The sequence below is a fragment of the Methanothermobacter sp. DP genome, from assembly GCF_026692625.1.
Taxonomy (GTDB): Archaea; Methanobacteriota; Methanobacteria; order Methanobacteriales; family Methanothermobacteraceae; genus Methanothermobacter; species Methanothermobacter marburgensis.
This window is the reverse complement of sequence record NZ_CP113501.1, coordinates 1,230,037-1,250,402: the sequence shown is the minus strand read 5'-3', so window position 1 is coordinate 1,250,402 and position 20,366 is coordinate 1,230,037. Positions and strand designations below refer to the sequence as shown.

General features: G+C 48.5%; 22 protein-coding genes. 13 read left to right on the top strand and 9 right to left on the bottom strand.

Annotated features, from left to right (window positions below; all coding sequences use genetic code 11):
• Positions 1-2 precede the first annotated feature (2 nt).
• From OXN82_RS06645 to OXN82_RS06630, 4 genes are all read left to right on the top strand, one after another.
• The gene (locus tag OXN82_RS06645) at positions 3-434 is read left to right on the top strand and encodes a universal stress protein (protein WP_237779312.1); all 432 of its coding nucleotides are present in this window, start codon (positions 3-5) and stop codon (positions 432-434) included.
• A 107-nt stretch (positions 435-541) separates the two neighbouring features.
• Positions 542-2,026, top strand: coding sequence for a methanogenesis marker 14 protein (locus tag OXN82_RS06640; protein ID WP_321211110.1), 1,485 nt, complete (start codon positions 542-544; stop codon positions 2,024-2,026).
• Positions 2,027-2,028: 2 nt separating this feature from the next.
• Positions 2,029-2,658 carry a TIGR00454 family protein gene (locus OXN82_RS06635; RefSeq protein WP_321211109.1) on the top strand — a complete coding sequence of 210 codons (630 nt, stop codon included), beginning with the start codon at positions 2,029-2,031 and terminating at the stop codon, positions 2,656-2,658.
• Positions 2,612-2,878 (top strand): PRC-barrel domain-containing protein, encoded by a 267-nt coding sequence (locus tag OXN82_RS06630; RefSeq protein WP_010876775.1) that lies wholly within the window; start codon positions 2,612-2,614, stop codon positions 2,876-2,878. Before OXN82_RS06635 ends, OXN82_RS06630 begins: the two co-directional genes overlap by 47 nt.
• Before the next feature lie 128 nt (positions 2,879-3,006).
• On the opposite strand, the gene OXN82_RS06625 is transcribed toward OXN82_RS06630, so the two are convergent.
• The 9 genes from OXN82_RS06625 to hmd all read right to left on the bottom strand — a co-directional run bounded on the left by OXN82_RS06625 (position 3,007) and on the right by hmd (position 10,627).
• Entirely contained in the window at positions 3,007-4,239 is a 1,233-nt protein-coding gene (locus OXN82_RS06625; RefSeq protein WP_321211108.1) for a SufD family Fe-S cluster assembly protein, read from the bottom strand.
• Entirely contained in the window at positions 4,221-4,976 is a 756-nt protein-coding gene (sufC, locus tag OXN82_RS06620; RefSeq protein ID WP_321212172.1) for a Fe-S cluster assembly ATPase SufC, read from the bottom strand. The genes OXN82_RS06625 and sufC overlap by 19 nt, the downstream gene beginning before the upstream one ends.
• 67 nt (positions 4,977-5,043) lie before the next feature.
• On the bottom strand, positions 5,044-5,523 hold the full coding sequence (locus tag OXN82_RS06615; protein ID WP_321211107.1) for a FeGP cofactor biosynthesis protein HcgF family protein: 480 nt from the start codon (positions 5,521-5,523) through the stop codon (positions 5,044-5,046).
• Positions 5,520-6,158 (bottom strand): ThiF family adenylyltransferase, encoded by a 639-nt coding sequence (locus tag OXN82_RS06610; protein WP_321211106.1) that lies wholly within the window; start codon positions 6,156-6,158, stop codon positions 5,520-5,522. The genes OXN82_RS06615 and OXN82_RS06610 overlap by 4 nt, the downstream gene beginning before the upstream one ends.
• A gap of 90 nt (positions 6,159-6,248) precedes the next feature.
• Entirely contained in the window at positions 6,249-6,917 is a 669-nt protein-coding gene (locus tag OXN82_RS06605) for a Nif3-like dinuclear metal center hexameric protein (RefSeq protein WP_321211105.1), read from the bottom strand.
• A gap of 171 nt (positions 6,918-7,088) precedes the next feature.
• On the bottom strand, positions 7,089-7,853 hold the full coding sequence (locus OXN82_RS06600; protein WP_321211104.1) for a DUF1188 domain-containing protein: 765 nt from the start codon (positions 7,851-7,853) through the stop codon (positions 7,089-7,091).
• Entirely contained in the window at positions 7,850-8,329 is a 480-nt protein-coding gene (locus OXN82_RS06595; RefSeq protein ID WP_321211103.1) for a DUF3236 domain-containing protein, read from the bottom strand. Before OXN82_RS06595 ends, OXN82_RS06600 begins: the two co-directional genes overlap by 4 nt.
• Positions 8,330-8,448: 119 nt before the next feature.
• The gene (gene hmdB, locus OXN82_RS06590) at positions 8,449-9,477 is read right to left on the bottom strand and encodes a 5,10-methenyltetrahydromethanopterin hydrogenase cofactor biosynthesis protein HmdB (protein ID WP_321211102.1); all 1,029 of its coding nucleotides are present in this window, start codon (positions 9,475-9,477) and stop codon (positions 8,449-8,451) included.
• Between the two features lie 115 nt (positions 9,478-9,592).
• Positions 9,593-10,627, bottom strand: coding sequence for a 5,10-methenyltetrahydromethanopterin hydrogenase (gene hmd, locus OXN82_RS06585; protein WP_321211101.1), 1,035 nt, complete (start codon positions 10,625-10,627; stop codon positions 9,593-9,595).
• Between the two features lie 611 nt (positions 10,628-11,238).
• Here hmd and OXN82_RS06580 point away from each other — a divergent pair.
• From OXN82_RS06580 to mvhB, 9 genes are all read left to right on the top strand, one after another.
• Positions 11,239-11,598, top strand: coding sequence for a hypothetical protein (locus OXN82_RS06580; RefSeq protein ID WP_321211100.1), 360 nt, complete (start codon positions 11,239-11,241; stop codon positions 11,596-11,598).
• Positions 11,599-11,601: 3 nt separating this feature from the next.
• Positions 11,602-12,627, top strand: a complete 1,026-nt coding sequence (locus OXN82_RS06575; RefSeq protein WP_321211099.1) for a molybdopterin-dependent oxidoreductase — start codon at positions 11,602-11,604, stop codon at positions 12,625-12,627.
• Entirely contained in the window at positions 12,623-13,771 is a 1,149-nt protein-coding gene (locus OXN82_RS06570; protein ID WP_321212171.1) for a Coenzyme F420 hydrogenase/dehydrogenase, beta subunit C-terminal domain, read from the top strand. Before OXN82_RS06575 ends, OXN82_RS06570 begins: the two co-directional genes overlap by 5 nt.
• A gap of 10 nt (positions 13,772-13,781) precedes the next feature.
• Positions 13,782-14,192 carry a hydrogenase iron-sulfur subunit gene (locus tag OXN82_RS06565; protein ID WP_013296311.1) on the top strand — a complete coding sequence of 137 codons (411 nt, stop codon included), beginning with the start codon at positions 13,782-13,784 and terminating at the stop codon, positions 14,190-14,192.
• 114 nt (positions 14,193-14,306) lie between these two features.
• Complete coding sequence (gene hmdC, locus OXN82_RS06560; protein ID WP_013296310.1) at positions 14,307-15,824, top strand: 5,10-methenyltetrahydromethanopterin hydrogenase cofactor biosynthesis protein HmdC; 1,518 nt, start codon at positions 14,307-14,309, stop codon at positions 15,822-15,824.
• Positions 15,825-15,992: 168 nt separating this feature from the next.
• Positions 15,993-16,418, top strand: coding sequence for a hydrogenase iron-sulfur subunit (locus OXN82_RS06555; protein ID WP_013296309.1), 426 nt, complete (start codon positions 15,993-15,995; stop codon positions 16,416-16,418).
• Between the two features lie 12 nt (positions 16,419-16,430).
• Positions 16,431-17,357, top strand: a complete 927-nt coding sequence (mvhG, locus tag OXN82_RS06550) for a F420-non-reducing hydrogenase subunit MvhG (RefSeq protein ID WP_321211098.1) — start codon at positions 16,431-16,433, stop codon at positions 17,355-17,357.
• On the top strand, positions 17,358-18,776 hold the full coding sequence (gene mvhA / locus OXN82_RS06545; RefSeq protein ID WP_321211097.1) for a F420-non-reducing hydrogenase subunit MvhA: 1,419 nt from the start codon (positions 17,358-17,360) through the stop codon (positions 18,774-18,776).
• Between the two features lie 23 nt (positions 18,777-18,799).
• Entirely contained in the window at positions 18,800-20,038 is a 1,239-nt protein-coding gene (gene mvhB, locus OXN82_RS06540) for a polyferredoxin protein MvhB (protein ID WP_321211096.1), read from the top strand.
• Positions 20,039-20,366: the final 328 nt, after the last annotated feature.

Sequence of the window (20,366 nt, the reverse complement as noted above, 5' to 3'; positions counted from 1 at the left end):
AAATGTACAGGAAAATTCTGGTTCCAACAATGGGAGAATACATGGACGAACTCATAGAGCACACCCTGGACCTCCTCCATGGAAGGGAGGCGGAGGTTATATGCCTCTACGTGGTTGATACCTCTGTACCCTTCCTCACCCCAAAGAAGGTTAAGGAGATGATGGTTAAGGAGTTAACAGAGAGGGGTAAGGAGATCCTCAGGGACATGGAGAAGGGACTCACAGGTCCGGAGAACCCCAACGTGAAGTTCAGGGGAGTTATGCTTGAGGGTGACCCTGCAGATGAAATAGTTAAACTTGCAGAGGAGGAGGACGTTGACGTCATCATAATGGGTACAGGTAAGAGCCTGGTTGACAAGCACCTCCTTGGCAGTGTGTCAGAGAAGGTGGTACATTACGCACCCTGCACCATTCACCTGGTGAGGACGGTTTAGGTAAAGCCCACCGGACACTCCCTTTTATTATTTTTCATCTGGATTTATTCATAAAATTTATATTATCCCCCCGGATACAATATTACATTAAATCAGGGGGTAATCAGTTGTCATTTTTGAGCAGACTATTTGGTCCAAAGCCAATTATTGCAAAGAGCAGATTCATAAGCATAGAGGATACAAAAACAGCACCATTCACAAAGAAAACCGTGGGGTCCGGTTACTCAATGCGCCCGGACGTCTACTACATCGTGGCATCGGTTGAACTGGGTAACACAACAACCAAGTGTATACTGACAGCCACCAACCTCAACACAAGCAGAACATACCTCCTTGATGAGACCGTGAAGATGACCCGTGACATAAGACCCCCTAAGGAGGGCGAGGAGGTATTCGGTAAGACGGTATGGGGTGTTGAACTCACAAAGGAATCTGTCTCTGAACTGGTGCGGGACACAATACATGAGTCCCTCAGAAGGGCTAAGGTTGACATAGAAAATGACCTTGACTTTGTGGTGAGGTCAACTGGTGTTACAGCCGGCTTTGGATCACCTGAGGAGGTGGGTAAACTCATAATAGCCCTTGCAGATGGCTGTCTCGCAGCAGGAATACCCCCAAGGAAAATGGCCCCAGCCCTCTCCATAGAGAACATCCCCAAACGCCTCAGGGACTTCTCATACCTTGACAGGGTCATATTCGATGGTGCGGTTGCAAGTGTCATACCCCCAACAGGAAGGGAGGTCGTTGCAAATGAGATGGAGGGCGAACTTGTAACCGCGGGTATCAAGGTGGGCTCAAAGTGGACAACTGTTGATTACAGAAACCCCTGCGTCTCCCTGGACTTCGGGACAACCCTTGCAGGCAGAATAGTCAATTCCGATGAACCCTACGCAAGGACAATTGGAAACTTCTGCGGCCTTGCAGGTGCAATATCCGACGCCATAATCAGAGGAACCGAAATGGTGGACTGCAGGGGTGGGGCCGCACTTGACCTCTACAAGAAATCCGTGCTGAAGGGAGCCAACTGGAAGAATGCCAGGAAACACGCTGAGATGATACACGATGAAATAATCGATATAAGAAAGGTGCCCGTAAACAGGAAAAGGTTCGGTACAGTCCCTGTGGATACAGAGGCTGCATACAGCGCAGGGACAACTCTGATAGGGTGCGACGCCGGTAAGAACGGGGATAAACTTCAGGAACTGACAGAGATTGGACATAACATATACCAGGAGGACGGCATACATACACTCTTTGCCACACTGGACCATGTGAGTGCACTGATAGTCAAGAGGCTGATAGATGAGGCATTTGATGAGGGTGTCATCGAGGAGGGCTCGGTCCTTGGGGTTACAGGAAGGGCAGGTATAACAGGCACAAAACCCAGACTCATACTGGAATATGTGGGTGATCGCTTCAAAGACTGCATATTTGTATCCGATGCCCTTGCACTCGGCGCCGCTGTCATGGCGAGGTGCATGAACTCCATGGGAACACCCCATACCCCACTCGGCGGAAGGCAGAACGGCCCATGCATACTGGGGATGAGAAGAAAGCTCCAGTCAAAGAAAGAGGATAAATGGATTGAATGATAATGCTGGCCCTTGTAATGGCTGGTGGGAGGGGAACACGTCTGGGACTTGAATGTGAAAAACCCCTCCTTGAAATATCTGGAAGGCCAATGATAGATTACGTGCTTGATAGCCTTGATTCTTCCAGGAGCGTCCATGAGATAATAGTTGTAACGAGCCCTAACACACCCCTCACAGAGGAACATGTAAGGGGGAGATACGCCGTATTCAGGACATCAGGGATGGGTTACGTTGAGGACCTCCAGGAGATCCTCTCGCACCTTGAAAAATCCCGGGATGAACCTGTTCTGGTTATAAATGCGGATCTACCGCTGATCTCCCCATCAACCATTGACTGGATAATAGGGGAGTACCTGGCGGGTGGTGAGGAGGCCCTCTGCGTGGCTGTACCTGAAAAACTCTGCAGAACGCATGGGCTCGAGTTTTCAGATTCAATGGATGGATTAGTACCCTGCGGGGTAAATATATTAATGAGTAAAAACAGAGTACAAGATCAGAGGATCCTTGAGGTTTCCATGCTGGAGCTGGCAGTGAACATAAATAGCTGCAGTGATCTGCATGTCCTGGAAAAATTAGGTGAGAATGATGGAAGAGAAGAAACTCATAAAAGGGGAAGAGAAGTACTGGAGTGAAATAAAGGGCTACCAGGTTGCAACCAACAATGCACGTATCCTTGGGGAGCTTGAGGAGCTCATAATCAACGATAAAACTGGAAAAATAACCGACGTTGTCATTAAGGTTGACAGCGGGAGAAACGTGACAGTCAAGGGCGCCAAGAAGAAGGGTGACTATCTCCTTGTCCCGTTCGGGAAGGTTGAGAAGGTTGGCGAGTTCATAATAATTGCAGAATAAGTTGATATTATCTGATTCGTTAGCCCCGTATCTTAACTTATTCTTTAAGGAATAGATGGTTTAATATCCGTTCCTTCTCTTAACTTATTATTTAAAAAATGAGTATTGCTGGACCATCCCCAGCAATATCACATACCCTTGAGGCTCATATCAAGCATTCTCTTTGTTTCAGCCGCCAGTTCAGGTGGAAGGCCAGTTATATCCATACTCAGGAATCCCCTCACAATCATTGAGGCGGCCTCCTCCTCTGTAAGACCCCTTGAGGTCAGGTACATGACCTCCTCCTCGGCTATCTTACCCACGGCGGCCTCATGTGACATCTCAAGGTCGGTCGCACTTCCCTCAAGTTCAGGGACCGCGTATATCATGGAGTCATCTGATAGTACAAGACCATGGCATTCAAGGTGCCCCTTGACCTCAGGCACGCGACCAGCCAGGTGCCCCCTTGAGTATATCTGGGATGAATCCTTTGAAACCGCACGTGAAACCATCTCTGCACTTGAGCCCTTACCCTCAAGGATGACCCTTGATCCCATATCAAGGACAGAATCCTTCTGCCCACCAAGTATTGACTGGAACACAACCCTTGAGTTCTCACCGCTGCAGTAGGCCGTTGGGTAGGACTGGATGCTCTTCACTGGGCTTGTGAGTATGTAGTTGCTTATGTAGGTCGCGTTATCACCCACCATTATACCGGTTCGTGGGCGCACCTCAACCTGTTCAGCCCAGTTGTGCACCATTGTGAATGTTATCTTGGCGCCAGGTTTGAGGTAGAACTCGGATACACCAACATGTAGAGCTGAACTCACATCCTCACCAGTTGCACAGCCTGTTATTATGTGAAGCTCGGAATTTTCCTCGGCGATTATGATGTTATGGGCAGTCTGCATTACCCTCTCATCTCCGATGAACATGCATGCCTGAAGCGGGAATACCTCACGTGCACCGGGCTTTGACCTTATGAAGTAGCCCCCCATCTCTCCCTCAGCCTCCCTTAGGGCCGTTGTGGCCGTGTACTTGTCGGTGTCAACTGCCACTGCCTTCCACATGTAGTCCTTGAGCCAGCTGTACTTATCAAGGGCAACATTCATGCCCATGATCTCGATGGACTCTGAGGCGCATGTGGTGCAGATGCCTGACTGGTCAACCTGTATGAATGTACCTGCACGTTCCCTCTCCTCAGGGTCCACGCCAACCCTCAGGAGGGTCTCCTGGACCTCCTTGGGGACCTCCTTGGCCCTTGTCACCTCCTCGTGTTCACCAGCCTCTTCCATTATGAACCTTTCAAGGTCGATGTCCTCACCATAGAGCGCCTTCTTGTCCTTTGCCTTCTCAGCCTTCTTCAGTGTATCCCGCAGCATTCAACACACCCCTTGAATCCATCCTTCCTTATATCATCAATTATCTCCTGGGGGTTACCTGAACATGCAATACGGCCGTCCATGAGGACATGGGCAGTGTCGGCATTCACAAAGTTCAGTATGTAGCCCAGGTGGGTTATGAGGAGCCCCGCCTTCTGCCTCATACCAGGCTTCTTGTCCTTGTCCAGGAGGACGTTGATCTCCTCTGCAAGGAGTTCAACGTTCTCTATATCAACACCGGAGTCTGGCTCGTCAAACATTATGAAGTCAGGTTTCTGTGCAAGTAGCTGGAGTATCTCGGACCTCTTCACCTCACCCCCTGAGAATCCAAGGTTAACATCCCTTTCAAGGAAGCTCTCATCGAATTTCATCCTCGCTGCAAGTTCCCTGAGTTCGGGTGTCAGCTCATCCTCTGTGCTGAGGCCACTTTCAACCTTGAGGAGGTCCATGAGCTTCACACCCCTTATGGAAGGGGGGTTCTGGAAGCTCACACCGATACCCATCCTCACCCGCTCGGTTGTACTCATATCGGTTATATCCTTTCCCTTGAATAGTATCTGGCCATCTGTGACCCTGTACTTTGGAAAGCCGAGGATTGTCATAAAGAGGGTGCTCTTCCCTGAGCCGTTGGGTCCCAGGAGGACATGTGTTTCGCCCCTGTCGATGTAGAGGTCTATGTCCCTGAGGACCTGTTTTCCGCTAACCTCGACCGCAAGGTCGGTTATTTCAAGAAGCAGTTAAACCACCACCTATTATTTTTCCCTTAGAATAGTATAACATGGATACAATAAATAACTTTTGATATTATGGGGGGCTGATAAAGGATTCAAATAACTCCAGCGCCCTCCTTATCCCTGATTCCTGCCTTGCAAGGATTTCATCAGCCCCTGAAAATCTGAGGTCTGCCTCCACATCAGAGTTTATAACCTCCTCCCTCTCATCTGATACAACGGCAATACCACCCCTCCCTGTACCTGCAGTTGTACCTATACCTATATCCGCGTCTGTTAGCCTTCTGACAGAGCGGGCCATCATGAGGGCCACCCTTTCGTCCTCCTTTTCAGTGTAAACCTTTATGTCGTTGAGGGTGGCAGAGGGTTCTGGAGGCTCAAATCTGAGGATGCTACGGATACCTGAAAGGGTGGGTATGAAGAGGCCAGCCACGAGTGAGACCTCAGCGTCAACCCTCCAGTGGTAGTTCATGGGGTAACCCATGGAGTAGGCGTGTATCTCCCTTGCAACGATGCCATGGGTGAAGCACTCTGCTGTGGCAACCCTTATCATCTCTGGACACCCCGAAGGAGTTTGAGTATTTCTGCCGTCATAACCTCCGAGACCCTGTCCAGGACATGGGGCGTTACAGGCTCCCAGTCCCTTATGAGTTTACCTGTGCCCACAAGGATGTGCTCACGGATACCCGCAGCCTGCAGATATGCTGCAATGGGGTTTTCAGGGTCAGCTTCATCTATATCCACCACTGAGACGTCCTCTTCACCTATCCCGAATACACCCATGGTGCTGATGGTGGCAGCACCCTTCTTCTGGGCGTACCTGATTATCTCTGCGGTGACGGGCAGGGTATCACCCCCTGCGATCTCCACACAGACCACATCCCCGCCTATGAGGTCCAGGTTATTGGCTGTGATGTACTCGGGTATGCCCTGAACGGTCCTTGAAAAGCCATCGCAGGCGAGGGATTCAATGAACTTCACCTTGTATTCACCTATCTTCGCCCCCATGAGGCGGAATATCAGGTCATCTGCAGATACCCTCTGGCCGTCGATGACCTTTATCCTTTCAGGGCCCCCACGGTGGATCTGCATGAGGTTGAGGGCGGTGCGGAAGCCCAGTCTCCCGGCACCGACAAGCGTGACCTCTCCATGGGGCACCTTTTTACCTTCAAGTTCAGAGATCTCCAATCATATCACCCGTTTGTGCACTACTAGAATGTTTCATAGCGGTACTCTGTCCTTTCGTAGTCTGAGAGGATTTCCTTTATCCCCTCAGTACTAGAATGTTTCATAGCGGTACTCTGTCCAGGGAGTACCGGTATCAATAAGGTCCACCATCAGCCCGAGGTCCTCTATCATATCACGCAGCCTAAGGAGTCCCGGCATTTCTGTTGCATGGTGACCTGCATCGATGAGTGTCATGTTGAGGTTTCTTGCAAGAATCGCCGAGGCATGGGTGAGGTCACCTGATAGATAAACAGGGGCTCCCTCAGAGAAGGCCCTTTTTATGAGGTCCCTGTCTGAGAGACCGAAACCTGATACAACAGCCACCCTGTCCAGGTATTCTCTGGGGTTTACGACCCTCACCGCCCCTGGCCTCAGATCATGTATTCTTTCCATGAGCTCCTCAAATGTAAGGTCCCCACGACATATTCGTCCCAGCCCTGTTTCAGGGTCAAGGAAGGATTCAACGTCCACTCCAAGGGCATCTGCGAGGGCATCAGAGGCACCACCATCGGCAACGTCCCAGTTGGAATGTGCAACATAGTATGGAAGCGGAGGTTCAACCTGGGGTGGGTGGTGAAGGACCAGGAGGTCATACCCATCCACAGGCACATCATCCAGGTAGTCCATGAGCACCAGGACAGATTCAACCTCAACTTCGGGGCCATGGTATCCTATCCTGTCACCTGGAAGTGCAAGTTCAGGCGGTGCCAGGCTCTCCATGAACTCTATAAATGACTCTATTCTGATATTATCACCTTTGAACGTTAGGTGCTTACGGATGCACTGGGGAGTTCGTTGATTCTTTCTGATATTATCACATTTGAACAATGGGATGAGCAGTATGTGGTCTTGCTGGTTAACTGCATCACCTTCAAGTGGGCTGAAGAGGTATCACCTGTTATTCAGGATCCTTGATTTTATCATCCCAAGGTTCCCTTCTATGATTCCATCACAGTCCAGATCTTCAAGTGATGAAACCATGAGGGAGGGGGATTCAAGGTGTCTCAGGAATTTTTCAGGATCCCCCTCCTTAAAGAGTATCCTCTCAAAGAATTCAAGGGTTGCTGTTGCATAGAGCACACCTTCAAATTCAAGTGCATCGGCCATCGACCTCCTCAGAACCTCCACTGTAAGCGTCATTGTACCCGAGGTCTTGGCGCCAATGCCATAGGTGTGGAGGGCCCCTGAAATGTCTGATTCAACCATTCCAAGTCTATCATATGTCCTGTTGAATCTCCTTATAGTCTCATCGCTGCCATCTGATGTTGGGTCCTCAACGATGAACGCTTCTGCAGTTATGCCCCTCAGTTCATCCTCTGTGACACCCCCGAGACCCGTGGTATCAACAAGGAGGTCCCAGTGACCCCTGAGGTCCATAACACCTCCATGGAACTTCACGCTGTCATCAAGGATAAAACGTGTCTGGGGGTTTATATCTGCAACGGTCACATCACAGTCAAGTGAACCTGCAATCGCTGCACCTGTGAAGTATGAGCCGATTATAAGGGCACTTTCAGGGGTCATGTCGATTTCAGTGAGCCATTCAATAACTGCGGCCGATTTAACTGCTGATATGTGATTGATTATGTCTTGTACCCTGTATGTGGAGAAGAATGTTTTAACGGTCTCGGTTATACCGGTTTCATGGCGCTTCATTCTGATCCTCTGCTGAAGCCTATACGCTCAAGGGCATGGGTCATCTCGGATCTCACCGCATCCTGAACTTCCATTTCGTGTATAACGTGTGGGGGGGACATGGCCGCTGAAAGGATCCTCCCCCGGGAGTCCATGATTACAAGGAGCGATCCAGAACCAGGAACCCCCAGCCGCCCCCGTGCAATAACAAGGTCTGCCCCTGATATGTCAAGTGCCATGAGGGCCTTTGTAACGGCTGGCATCCTTGTGAGGTCCGCCCAGTTGGTGTTGAACTGAAGGTGCTCTGCTTCCCTCAGGTTGAAGGATCTGAGGACCTCATTTATCACATCAACCTTCTCCCGGTTCCAGTTCGGCACTACAATCCTTTGAGCGCCGCTAATGTAGTCCCTTACAGCTTTAACTTCCTCCTCACGGTCTCCTCTGCGACGATCCTCTGCAGACTCAAGGTATGCACTGGCTATTATATCCTCTAACATGACCACACCACTGTATATGATAAGACTCAGGGGTATTCAAGGGCTATTAAAGATCAGACCGCTGTATTGATAAGATAAGGGTATGGGCTATGATGACTAAACCCGTTCGTATTAATAAATCAGATCGCAACCCCATCAGCCGCGGGGTTCGCTGATATCTGGGGCTTCAGTCCCATCTCATCCACAACCCTCAGCACATCATTGAGGTTTCCGTACCTTGGGGACCCGACCCCCTTAACATCATGAGGGTAACCGTCGGGTATAACAGTTGCAAGGTTATCTGCCCCTGCCATGAGGGAGAAGCGGACATTTTCGGGACCTATGGTGGGTGTTGGAACCGTTATCCTTATATCAGGGTACATGATACGTGTGATGGCTATGGTCTTCATCTGTTCCTCAAGGGGGCAGGGTGGATGGTTCTCCATTGGGGTTCCAGGGTAGGGGTTGAATCCCATGATGGGTATCTCTCCAAGTGTTTCAAATCCACCAAGGAACCTTAGGTGTGCAAGGCGGTCAGCGTAACTCTCACCAAGACCTATGAGCAGACCACTTGATAATTCTATTCCACTTTCACATACAAGTTCACAGACTCTTATCCGATCCTCTATCTTCTCACCTGGTTTAACCCGCCTGAAAAGTTCCCTGTTGACGGTTTCAAGGTTACAGCATACCGTGTCAGTACCGTAATCCGCAAGTTTCTCAACTGAAGCCCTGTTAAGGTCGGATCCAACGTTTATAAGCACTTCAAGGGAGGTGTTCTCCTTCACTATTTCCGCAGCCTTGACGGCGTGTTCACCGTTGAATCCATGGGCGCCTGAGCAGCTGACCCTGGGTATTCCAGATTTTTCTATTATCCTGGCGGCTTCAAGGATCTCATCATCGGTTTTGAAGAATGAAGTGTAGTATCCATTACGTGATGTTCCAGCGGCAAATCCACAGTAGCCACACCTTGGCCGCACCTGGCAGATATTTGTTATGTGGACGGTGGATGTGAGCTTGATAACCCCCCTGCGCTCCTTCATGATGCTGAACGCCGTTTCCATGAGAAGGGCAAAATCTTTCGGGTCATTTATCTGGAATAGCCGCATAATCTCGCTATCATCGAGGGGGTATCCCTCAGCCGCCTTTTTGAGTATTTTATCCATCAATTTAACACCAGTTTCAGCTACTTGGAAGGTTATAAAAGTCAGTTGGATCAGCATAAATCAGTTGGTTAAAAAAATAAATAAATTTTTTGGGCTGCTGCCCAGTTATTTTTTCCTCTTATTTTTTCCTCTTCTCGAGGATTTCAAAGACGGTTGGGAGTATGTCTGCTGATGCTCCGAAGTTCATGGAGTCAGCTGTACCAAGGAGTGCACCAGGGTCGAGGTGCTCCTCCATTTTGTCTATTCCAACCTTTTCCATGAGGGCTGTTATCTGCTCGAGGGACTCCTTGGCCATCATCTGCGCGAAACCTGCAGGTGCGCCGAGTACCTGTGTAACTGAGTCCCTGTAGGAGAGTATACCTGCGTAGGTTATTGCTGTCAGTGCTGAGCACATGTCACAGACAGGTCCGAGGAGTTCTGCTGGTAACCTGTATGAGTTACCCCTGGCCTTCTGTCCGAGTTCAAAGAGGGTGTTTATAGCGTCCTCTGAGGCGTAGCCCTCTGCAATGTATACCTGTCCCTTCATTTCAGGAACGGCACCTGGGTGGTAGGATGTTACGTTGAGTGTTTCAGGTTTGGTTACCAGGTCACCGTGTTTCTGTTCAAAGATCTTGTAGAACTTGGTGGTTGGAATTGTGCAGGCGTGTGTGACGATTGCGCCAGGTTTTATATCGTCTATGAACTTGTTTATTATGTCTGGCTGCATGTCACCCTTTGGGAACCAGGTCATGATGAAGTCTGCGTCTGCGATGGCCTCTTTGTCATCTGTTGTTATTTCAAATCCAAGGTCTTCAGGGTGTGTGAAATGTATTGCACCTTCTGGTGGTTTTGGTAGCTCCTTGGCGACTTCGTTGACCTTTTCCCTGATCTGTGGCATTATTTTTTCAGGGTCCTCCTTGTGGGCCTCTATGACGTCCTCGTAGGCGAAGTCGTCTATGACTGTGAACTGGTTGTCGAATACAGGATCTGCAACAACGACTTCGTCGACACCTGCGAGTTCTTTAAGCTCAGCACCCATTGTTATTGTGGAATGGGTCATGGCTATTTCTGGTTTTCCAACCATTTCAGCGACTTCGCAGGCCCTGGAAAAGTTTGTTATTCCACTGGCCGCGTGGGTCCTGTAACATCCTGCACCTAGTATTGCAAGTTTCATATCTATCACTCCATTTTTGTAATACTACTCATATTATTAGTAGTACAGATTAATCGGTTTCCACTATAAATATATTTTTTGATAATTTTTAAACCAAAAAGCTTATAAGTAGAATTATTTTATCTGGAGGGGCAACCGTTACCTGCGGGTCCCAGATTAAATTCCACAGGAACGTTATTCAGTGTTGTTTTTACTGGGGGGCAGACCAGAGGTATTCATAATTATTAAAATATTAATATTAGAATTTTCTAAATCTCGGGTTCTAATTTCATTCAGAAGATCAAAAAGGCATCCTTAAGGTTAAAGTGGGGTGCTTAACCCTTATTTTGCCTTATTCTCCTCGCTAACAGGATAAATAATAAAAAATAAATATTTATTATGAATTAATTAAAGGGATTTAAATATTAATTCGAGGTTTATAACTCACTCAAACGTTATTTTATGATTTTTAATCGTTTTAAAAGTATTCAATTAAAAAAATAAACATTTAAATCTTATATAATACTTTTTGAGTCATTTTAAACACTTTTTTATTTTAGAAACATTTATATTTGTAATACTTATTAGCAGATACTTATGATAAACATAAAACCGGAGGTCGTGGTGAAAGTATGGAAATCCAGATTCAGAGGATTGGACTTTTTCGCCCTGAGAAAAATCCAAAATCGTGTACCCTGAGCCTTGACATGGACTGGAAAATTGACTACACAGATTTTGGAAATAAATCGGTGGGATACATATTTTATGGAGAATCAGGAAGTGGAATACCCCTGAAATTCAAAATAGAGGGAAAAATAGTTCTTGAAGATTCTGAAAAACTGCCCGGAAACCTATCAGAACTTCTGCTCGATCGGGGGCTTAACATCATGGTTGAGTTATTCAACATAACCCGTGATAGGACCGTCAGCGTCCAGAATGAGCTTTTCAGTATTGACGAGTTCCGGGGCAAGGTGAAAAATCTGGAGGTGTAGATAATGATGGTGAAACACACTTTATGCCCTTCCTGCAGTGCAGGCTGTGGTGTGAATCTTGTGGATATGGGCGGCACACCTGTGGGAACCTACCCCTACAGGAGACACCCTGTCAATGAGGGAAAGACCTGCAGGGCCGGCAGGGATTGCTATGAAATCCCATTGATGGACAGAGTAACATCCCCTGGAGTTAAAAAATCAGGGAAACTGAGTGGAGTGAACTGGGATGAGGCACTGGATAACCTAAAGGAACTTCTTTCATCAGACATATCCATCCTGACAACGGGAACCCTCACCAATGAGGAGGCACTTAAACTCAGGGAACTCATAGAAAAATTTGATGTAAAAAAATCAGGTTTAATAACGGCATTTCCTGAATTTGATTACCCTGAAATTGATATCAGAAAGATCAGAGACTATGATAACATTGCAGTCATAGGAGATGCCATAACCTGCGCCCCACTCATAGGTAGGAGGATATTCCATGCGATGGCCGCCGGGGCAGAGGTGAGATCCTATGACAGAAGGGATGACACAAGGACGGCGGTAAATTCAGGGTTTCACAGAATCTTCTCAGATGAGAGGGAGCTCCTGGATGATCTCCAGCAACTTCCAGGAGGGTCTCTGATTATAATAACACATGAAATACCGGAAATCACAGGGCCAGTTCTTGAGGTCTCATCTGAAAATGAATTTGATGTTCTACCCATCTTTGAGGACTTCAACACAAGGGGTGTGATGCAGCACCTCCCACCGGTTCATGAAGGGGAGTTTGATTCTGTCTGGTTAATAGATCCCGGTGCAGCTGCAGAGCCAGTGGAGGTATCAGGAAAACTCATTCTCCAGTCCATAAAAACCGAAGGCATGATACCTGATATTTTCCTTCCAACGGCAGCATGGTGTGAAAAATCGGGTTCATACACCAGCACAGCGGGATACACGGTGAAACTGGAACCCGCACTGCAGGCACCCGAGGGGGTCCTCTCAGACATGGAAATATTTGAAAGAATACTCACGGCAGGTGATTAAGATGAAGTACCTCCTTGCAAGGGCTACAGATGAGGAGATTCAGAGAAGAGGAGAATGTGGCGGAGGGGTGACCGCCATATTCAAATACATGCTGGATAAGGAAGTCGTGGATGCTGTACTAACACTGGAAAGGGGAGATGATGTGTACGATGGGATCCCAGTCCTGCTTGAGGATTCGTCAGGCATAGCGTCAACGTGCGGTTCCCTGCACTGCGCACCCACCATGTTCGGGGACCTCATCTCCCGCTATCTAGGTGACATGAGGCTGGCTGTCGCTGTAAAACCCTGTGATGCAATGGCCATAATGGAACTTGAGAAGAGGCATCAGATAGACCCGGATAAGGTATATAAGATAGGACTGAACTGCGGCGGAACCCTTGCCCCTGTATCTGCCAGGGAGATGATAGAGACCTTCTATGAGATAGACCCTGATGATGTTGTTAGTGAGGAGATCGACAGGGGTAAATTCATAGTGAAACTCAAGGACGGAAGCCACAGGGAGATATCAATCGATTACCTTGAGGAGGAGGGTTTCGGCAGACGTGAGAACTGTCAGCGCTGCGAAATAATGGTTCCGCGTAACGCTGACCTAGCCTGTGGAAACTGGGGTGCAGAGGACGGATGGACCTTCATAGAGGTTAACACTGAAAGAGGTCAGGAGATCATTGAAGGTGCCCGCAGCAGCGGATACATTGAGGTGAGGGAACCCTCTGAGAAGATGGTGAAGATAAGGGAGAAAATCGAAAATGCAATGATCAGCATGGCAAGGAAGTTTCAGGATAAATACCTTGATGAGGAGTACCCCTCACTGGATGAATGGGGTGAGTACTGGAAGCGCTGCATAAACTGCTTTGCATGCAGGGACGCCTGTCCGGTATGCTTCTGCAGGGAATGTGAACTTGAAAATGACTACCTCATGGAATCAGATGAAAAGGCACCTGACCCCCTTACATTCCAGGGAGTGAGGCTCTCCCACATGGGGTTCAGCTGTATAAACTGCGGCCAGTGCGAGGATGCCTGCCCCATGGACATACCCATTGCAAGGATCTACCACAGGATACAGAAAAAATACCGTGACAGAACAGGATTCACAGCAGGGGTGAGCCAAGAACTGCCCCCAATGTACAGCGGGGAGAAGGATTAGGGGTGATATGATGAGTTTCGAGCCAAAGATAGTTGGATTCTGCTGCAACTGGTGCTCCTATGGCGGAGCAGACACCGCGGGAACAGCGAGGATGCAGTACCCACCCAACGTCCGTATCATAAGGGTGATGTGTTCAGGCCGTGTCAACGCCTCGATGATACTAAAGGCCTTCAGTGAGGGTGCAGACGGCGTCTTTGTGGGAGGATGCCACATAGGGGACTGCCACTATGATTCAGGTAACTACAAATGGAAACGAAGGGCCCGGTTCATTGAGGACATACTCCCTGAATTTGGCATAGATAAGGAAAGATTCAGGTGGGAGTGGATATCGGCATCGGAGGGTGAAAAATTTCAGAAGACAATGCAGGAGTTCTATGAGACTGTAAAATACCTTGGGCCACTGAAGAGGGCAGGAAAATAACGGGTATTAAAATTATGGGTTAAAGCAGCATTTTCTTATTAACCCATAATTTTTGTCAAAATTTATAACATCCAGTATCAGAGTGAATCACAGTGACCTAAAAGGTGAAACAATATGCACGATATCATCAGGGAAGCAGTGGATAATCCTGAAGCTGCATGGGAAATCATGAAAATGGACAGGGATGTCACCGAGGTGGTGGATGCAATTTCTGACCTTTCAAGGGAGGATAAGATTAAGCTGGGGGCCACCTTCAAGAGGTTCCCCCTGGGCTGTGACCTCACAGAGATCATCGTGGGCACCTGCGCATCTGACCTTGAGAGGATGGACCTTATTGGAAACTGCATCCTTTCAGACACGATAGGTGCAACAATACACGTATGTGCCTATGCATTCGCAGATATAGCCGAGAACTACGGTATGAGGCCTGTGGAGCTCATGAGGGAGGTGCGGGAGACCACAGAGGTCCCCCTGGACCTTGACCACTTTGGAAGATACGGTCCCATGAGGTTCCCCAGATCAATAACCGGATGCGGAGGACAGTGTTACCTTGAGGGACCCCCATTTGAGGGTTGTCCCCGCGAAAGAATACATTCAAGACTCCTTGAAAAGGAAAGGGAGGGCCTGCCTGACAGGGACGAATGGGTTGAACTCGCCTCCTCTGTGGCGGTTAACCTGACACCGGTTCAGGGGGCTGAAACCCATGCAGCACCCCTTGATGAGGCACGCGAGGTTTTTGAACTTGCTAGAAAGCATGGTAAGGGTGTTGAGGCCATAATGTTCGTTGGAGACGGATACGATGACCTCATATCTGGCTTTGAGGCAGGACTTGATATGGGTGTCGATGTCTTCGTACTGGAGGGCGGCCCCTTCAACCTTGCATCTGATAGACTTGACGCCTTTGCAGGGGCCGTTGCTGCAGCAAGGATCCTCACACCAGGCAGAATTGTTGCAACCAACGGTGCATATGAGGACGAGTGCCGCATAGGACTAAGGGCAGGGCTGAACGCCATAATAACAGGATTCCCAAAGAACCACCATGGTTACATGTGTGGTTACAGTCCAGGCACAGCAAGAAGGGGTAAGTTTGGCCTCCCAAGGGTCATGAAGATAATGAGGGAGGAGGTTGAGGCTGCTCTAACACCTGTTCCAGTACAGAAGCCCCAGCTTGAGGCCCTTGCAGCTGCAGTGAAGGCTTCAGGAAGAGAGAATGTTTATCCAGAAACCATCGGGCATACATATGTGGGTGACGCCCACTGGGCATGCCTCCCCTCAACTCCACTCTATGAAAGGGTGAATATAGAGAGGGACGTGGATACGCTTGCTGAGATGACCAGAAACGGCGACATACATGGAACAGTGGCAATCTTCGGCGCAAGATTCGTATCATGGGTGATTGCAAAGAAACTTGATGGAATGGTGGATGAATTCGTACTTGTGGACAGCGACCCGTGGGTTGAATGGGTTAGCGTGGACAACCTCAGATCAGAAATTAAAACCGAGGTCCGATGCGGCGGTTCCAGTGACGCGGATGCATACAGGGATTCTGATTCAGCCATAGTGTCCACAACCATCCCGGAGATCGCTGCAAAAATTTCTGGGAAATTCAGAGACGCTGTGACCCTTGTATGAACGTCATTTAACGGTTTAATGGGGGGATGGCAGTATTAAAAATAATAAAAATTTTAACCACACATATAAAATTTTCGAAATTGTTTCATAAGTAACCTTTATACTTGCCACTCCTAAACCATATACCAAGTACAATTATAAGTACAACCCAAGCAAGGAGGAAACTCTATGGCTGAAGATGACATAAAAATTGTGATGTTCTGTTGTAACTGGTGTTCCTACGGTGGAGCGGACACTGCGGGAACAGCAAGGATGCAGTACCCTACAAACATTAGGGTTATCCGTGTGATGTGCTCAGGAAGGATAGAGCCACAGTTTGTTTTCAAGGCATTCAGGGAAGGCGCTGACGGTGTTCTCGTAACAGGATGCCACCACGGTGACTGCCACTACGACGCAGGAAACTACAAGCTCGACAGGAGAATGAGACTGATCTACAAACTGGCAGATGAGCTTGGAATTGGCAGGGAAAGGATCCACCACGACTGGATATCCGCATCAGAGGGTGAAAAATTCGCTGAAACCGTCAAGATGATGGTTGACAGGATAAGGGCCCTTGGTCCATCACCAATCAAAAAACAGCTAGCTGAAGCATAAGGAGGATGTTAAATGGCTGAAAAGGCAAAAATAGGAACAATGTGGCTTGGAGGATGCTCCGGGTGCCACCTGTCCATTGCAGACTTACACGAAGCACTTCTGGATGTCATGGAACTTGCTGACTTTGAATTCAGCCCTGTTTTAATGGACACAAAATACGATGAAATCCCTGAACTCGATGTTGTTATCATTGAGGGCGGAATCGTAAACGATGAGAACAGGGAATTTGCAGAGGAGCTCAGGGAAAAGGCCAAATTTGTCATAAGTTACGGTACATGTGCTGTATACGGCGGCATACCAGGTCTCAGGAACCTCTGGGACAAGGATGAGGTCATAGAGGAAGCCTACATCAACTCCATAACAACACCAAACGAGGAGGGCGTCATCCCATCCGAAGAGGTACCACACCTTGAGGGAAGGGTTAAGCCACTGGGTGAAGTCATAGATGTTGACTTCGAAGTTCCAGGATGCCCACCAAGATCTGATGTTGTCGCTGAGGTTGTTCTAGCACTCCTCAAGGGCGAAGAAATAGAGCTGCCAAGCACAAACCTCTGTGAGGTCTGCCCAAGGGAAAAACCACCAGAAGGCCTTGCAATGGACTTCATAAAGAGGCAGTTCGAGGTTGGTAAACCAGAGGATGACCTCTGTCTCATACCACAGGGACTCATCTGCATGGGCCCAGCAACCATATCAATCTGTGGTGCAGAGTGCCCGAGCATAGCCATACCATGCCGTGGCTGCTACGGTCCAACAGCACGTGTCGAGGACCAGGGTGCCAAGATGATAAGTGCCATAGCCTCTGACTACAAGGTCGAAGAGGACAAAACCGTCGACCCTGAGGAAGTGGCTGAACAGCTGGATGACATTGTTGGAACATTCTACACATTCACACTTCCGGCAGCACTCATACCAATGAAAATAAAGAAGGAGGGTAAATAGATGGTTAAACTCACAATGGAACCTGTGACCCGTATTGAAGGTCACGCCAAGATTACCGTACACCTTGATGATGCAGGTAATGTTGAGGACACAAGGCTCCATGTCATGGAATTCCGTGGATTCGAAAAGTTCCTCCAGGGAAGACCAATTGAGGAAGCCCCAAGGATAGTTCCAAGGATCTGTGGTATCTGTGACGTGCAGCACCACCTGGCAGCCGCAAAGGCTGTTGACGCCTGCTTTGGATTCGAACCCGATGACATTCTCCCTGCAGCCTACAGGATGAGGGAGATCATGAACTGGGGCTCATACATGCACTCCCATGGTCTGCACTTCTACTTCCTTGCAGCCCCTGACTTCATAGCAGGTAAGGACAGGAAGACAAGGAACGTCTTCCAGATAATAAAGGACGCACCTGATGTTGCTCTTCAGGCCATAGAGTTACGTAAAAATGCTCTGGAGCTTGTCAGGGCCACAGGCGGAAGGCCAATTCACCCAACCTCCTCAACACCAGGAGGTATATCAACAGAACTGGACGATGAAACACAGAAGGACCTCCTTCAGAAGGCCCAGAGGAACGTTGAACTTGCAGAGGCCACCCTGGAACTTGCAGTTCCAATATTCGAGGAGAACATTGACCTCGTGAACTCACTGGGTAACATCGAGACATACCACACAGGTCTTGTCAAGGACGGTGTATGGGATGTCTACGATGGTATAGTGAGGATAAAGGACAAGGAAGGAAACATGTTCAGGGAGTTCAAACCAGCAGACTACGCTGACACCATCGCTGAACACGTTAAACCATACTCCTGGCTCAAATTCCCATACATAAAGGACCTCGGCTACCCTGACGGTGTCTACCGTGTCTCACCACTCTCAAGGCTCAACGTCGCAGACAAGATGCCTGATGCAGCTCCAAAGGCACAGGATTACTTCAAGGAGTTCCAGGACAACTTTGGATACGCACAGCAGACACTCCTGTACCACTGGGCAAGACTCATAGAAATCCTCGCATGCGCTGAATGTGCAGCCGATGCACTTGAAGGAGACCTATCAGGAGAAAAATTCCCTGATTCACTTGAAAGGCAGGCCGGCGACGGTGTGGGTATAGTTGAGGCACCAAGGGGAACACTCACACACCACTACACCTGTGATGAAAACGGACTCATCACCAGGGCAAACATCGTGGTTGCAACAATCCAGAACAACCCTGCCATGGAGATGGGTATCCAGAAGGTTGCCCAGGACTACATCAAGCCAGGTGTTGAAGTGGATGATAAGATATTCAACCTCATGGAGATGGTTATAAGGGCCTACGACCCATGTCTCTCCTGCGCAACACACACCATTGACAGTCAGATGAGACTTGCCACCTTGGAAGTTTACGACAGTGAAGGCGACCTTGTTAAAAGGATCTGATTTCACCAGAGAAAGGTGGTAAAATGATAGTTGTCAATAAAGAGGACTGCATAAGGTGCGGGGCCTGTCAGGGGACTTGCCCAACTGCAGCCATTAAGGTAACACCTGAAGATGTCATTTACTGTGACATCTGCGGCGGGGAACCCAAATGTGTTGCAACCTGTCCAACAGGGGCCCTCAAACTCGAGGACCTTGTGGTTGATGAGGCAGGTAATACACAGGGCAGGATAGTCTTCAGCCCTGATAAGTGTAACGAGTGCGGGGACTGCGTGGAGGTCTGCCCTCCCCGGACCCTGAAACTTGAAGAGGGCAAGGTTAAAAAGATACCACTTCAGGGCTTCTGTGTCATGTGCCAGAAGTGTGTTGACATATGCCCTGTTGGAGTCATAGGCGTTGAGGGCATCAAGGAACCAGCTAAGGTTGAGCTGGAAATCGAAGGACCCATATTCATCGCTGACTGTGTCGGCTGTGGAATGTGTGTCCCTGAATGCCCGGTGGACGCCATAACCCTTGAAGAGGTTGGCGGTGTCATTGAGATAGATGAGGACACCTGTATAAAGTGTGGTGTATGTGCACAGACCTGCCCATGGAACGCTGTCTTTATCTCAGGCAGGAAACCAGAGAAGAGGTCCAAGGAGATCAAGAAATTTGAACTTGATGAAGAGGCATGTATCGGGTGTAACACCTGTGTTGAAGCATGCCCGGGTGACTTCATAGTTCCAAAGTCATCAAACCTTACAGTCGAACTTCCAGCCATCTGTACAGCCTGCGGGCTATGTGAACAGCTCTGTCCAGTGGATGCCATAGACCTTGAGGTGGAACTCGGACCCGCCAAACCTGCAAGTGAGGAGGGCCTTGTCTGGGATGAAGGAAAATGTGACTTCATCGGTGCATGTGCCAACATCTGCCCTAACGATGCAATAAGGGTTGTAACGAAGGAGGGTATGAAGCTACCTGATAATGAGAAGGTGGATGAGGAACCATCGTTTGCCATGTGCACACGCTGCGGTGCATGTACCATGGCCTGTCCAAAGGGAGCCCTCAGCCTTGTGGATATGGACAAGGTCATTGATGGTGAGGTTGTCAAGAGGAAGAGGGTCCAGTACAATCCTGCCCTCTGTGATCAGTGCGGTGACTGTATAGAGGCCTGTCCATACGACATGCTGAAACTCACCGATGAGAAGGTTCCACTTAAGGGTTTCTGTATACTCTGTGACCAGTGCATACCGGCCTGTCCAAAGGGTGCACTGTCACTGAAATAAACCCACTTCTTTTTTTGTTTTCAGGATGATCCTGACTTTACATGCCATATATTATTATTCCGGATAATATTTTTATGAAAAATTATTTTTCATATTTAAAATTTTTCTTTTTTTTCTTTTGAAAACATTTATATTATCCTTCTTTCTTATTCAATAGAGTCATAGATGTCCAGAAAACGAAGCATAAGCGGTTATATCTGGATTAATACAGATTAATACCGATATGTGCAGTATGGCTTGTTCTATAATGAGCTATGCTCTGGAGGTTGGAGGATGAACTTCGGTATAACCTGAAGGTCCATTTAGAGACATCGAACCTGAGATGAAC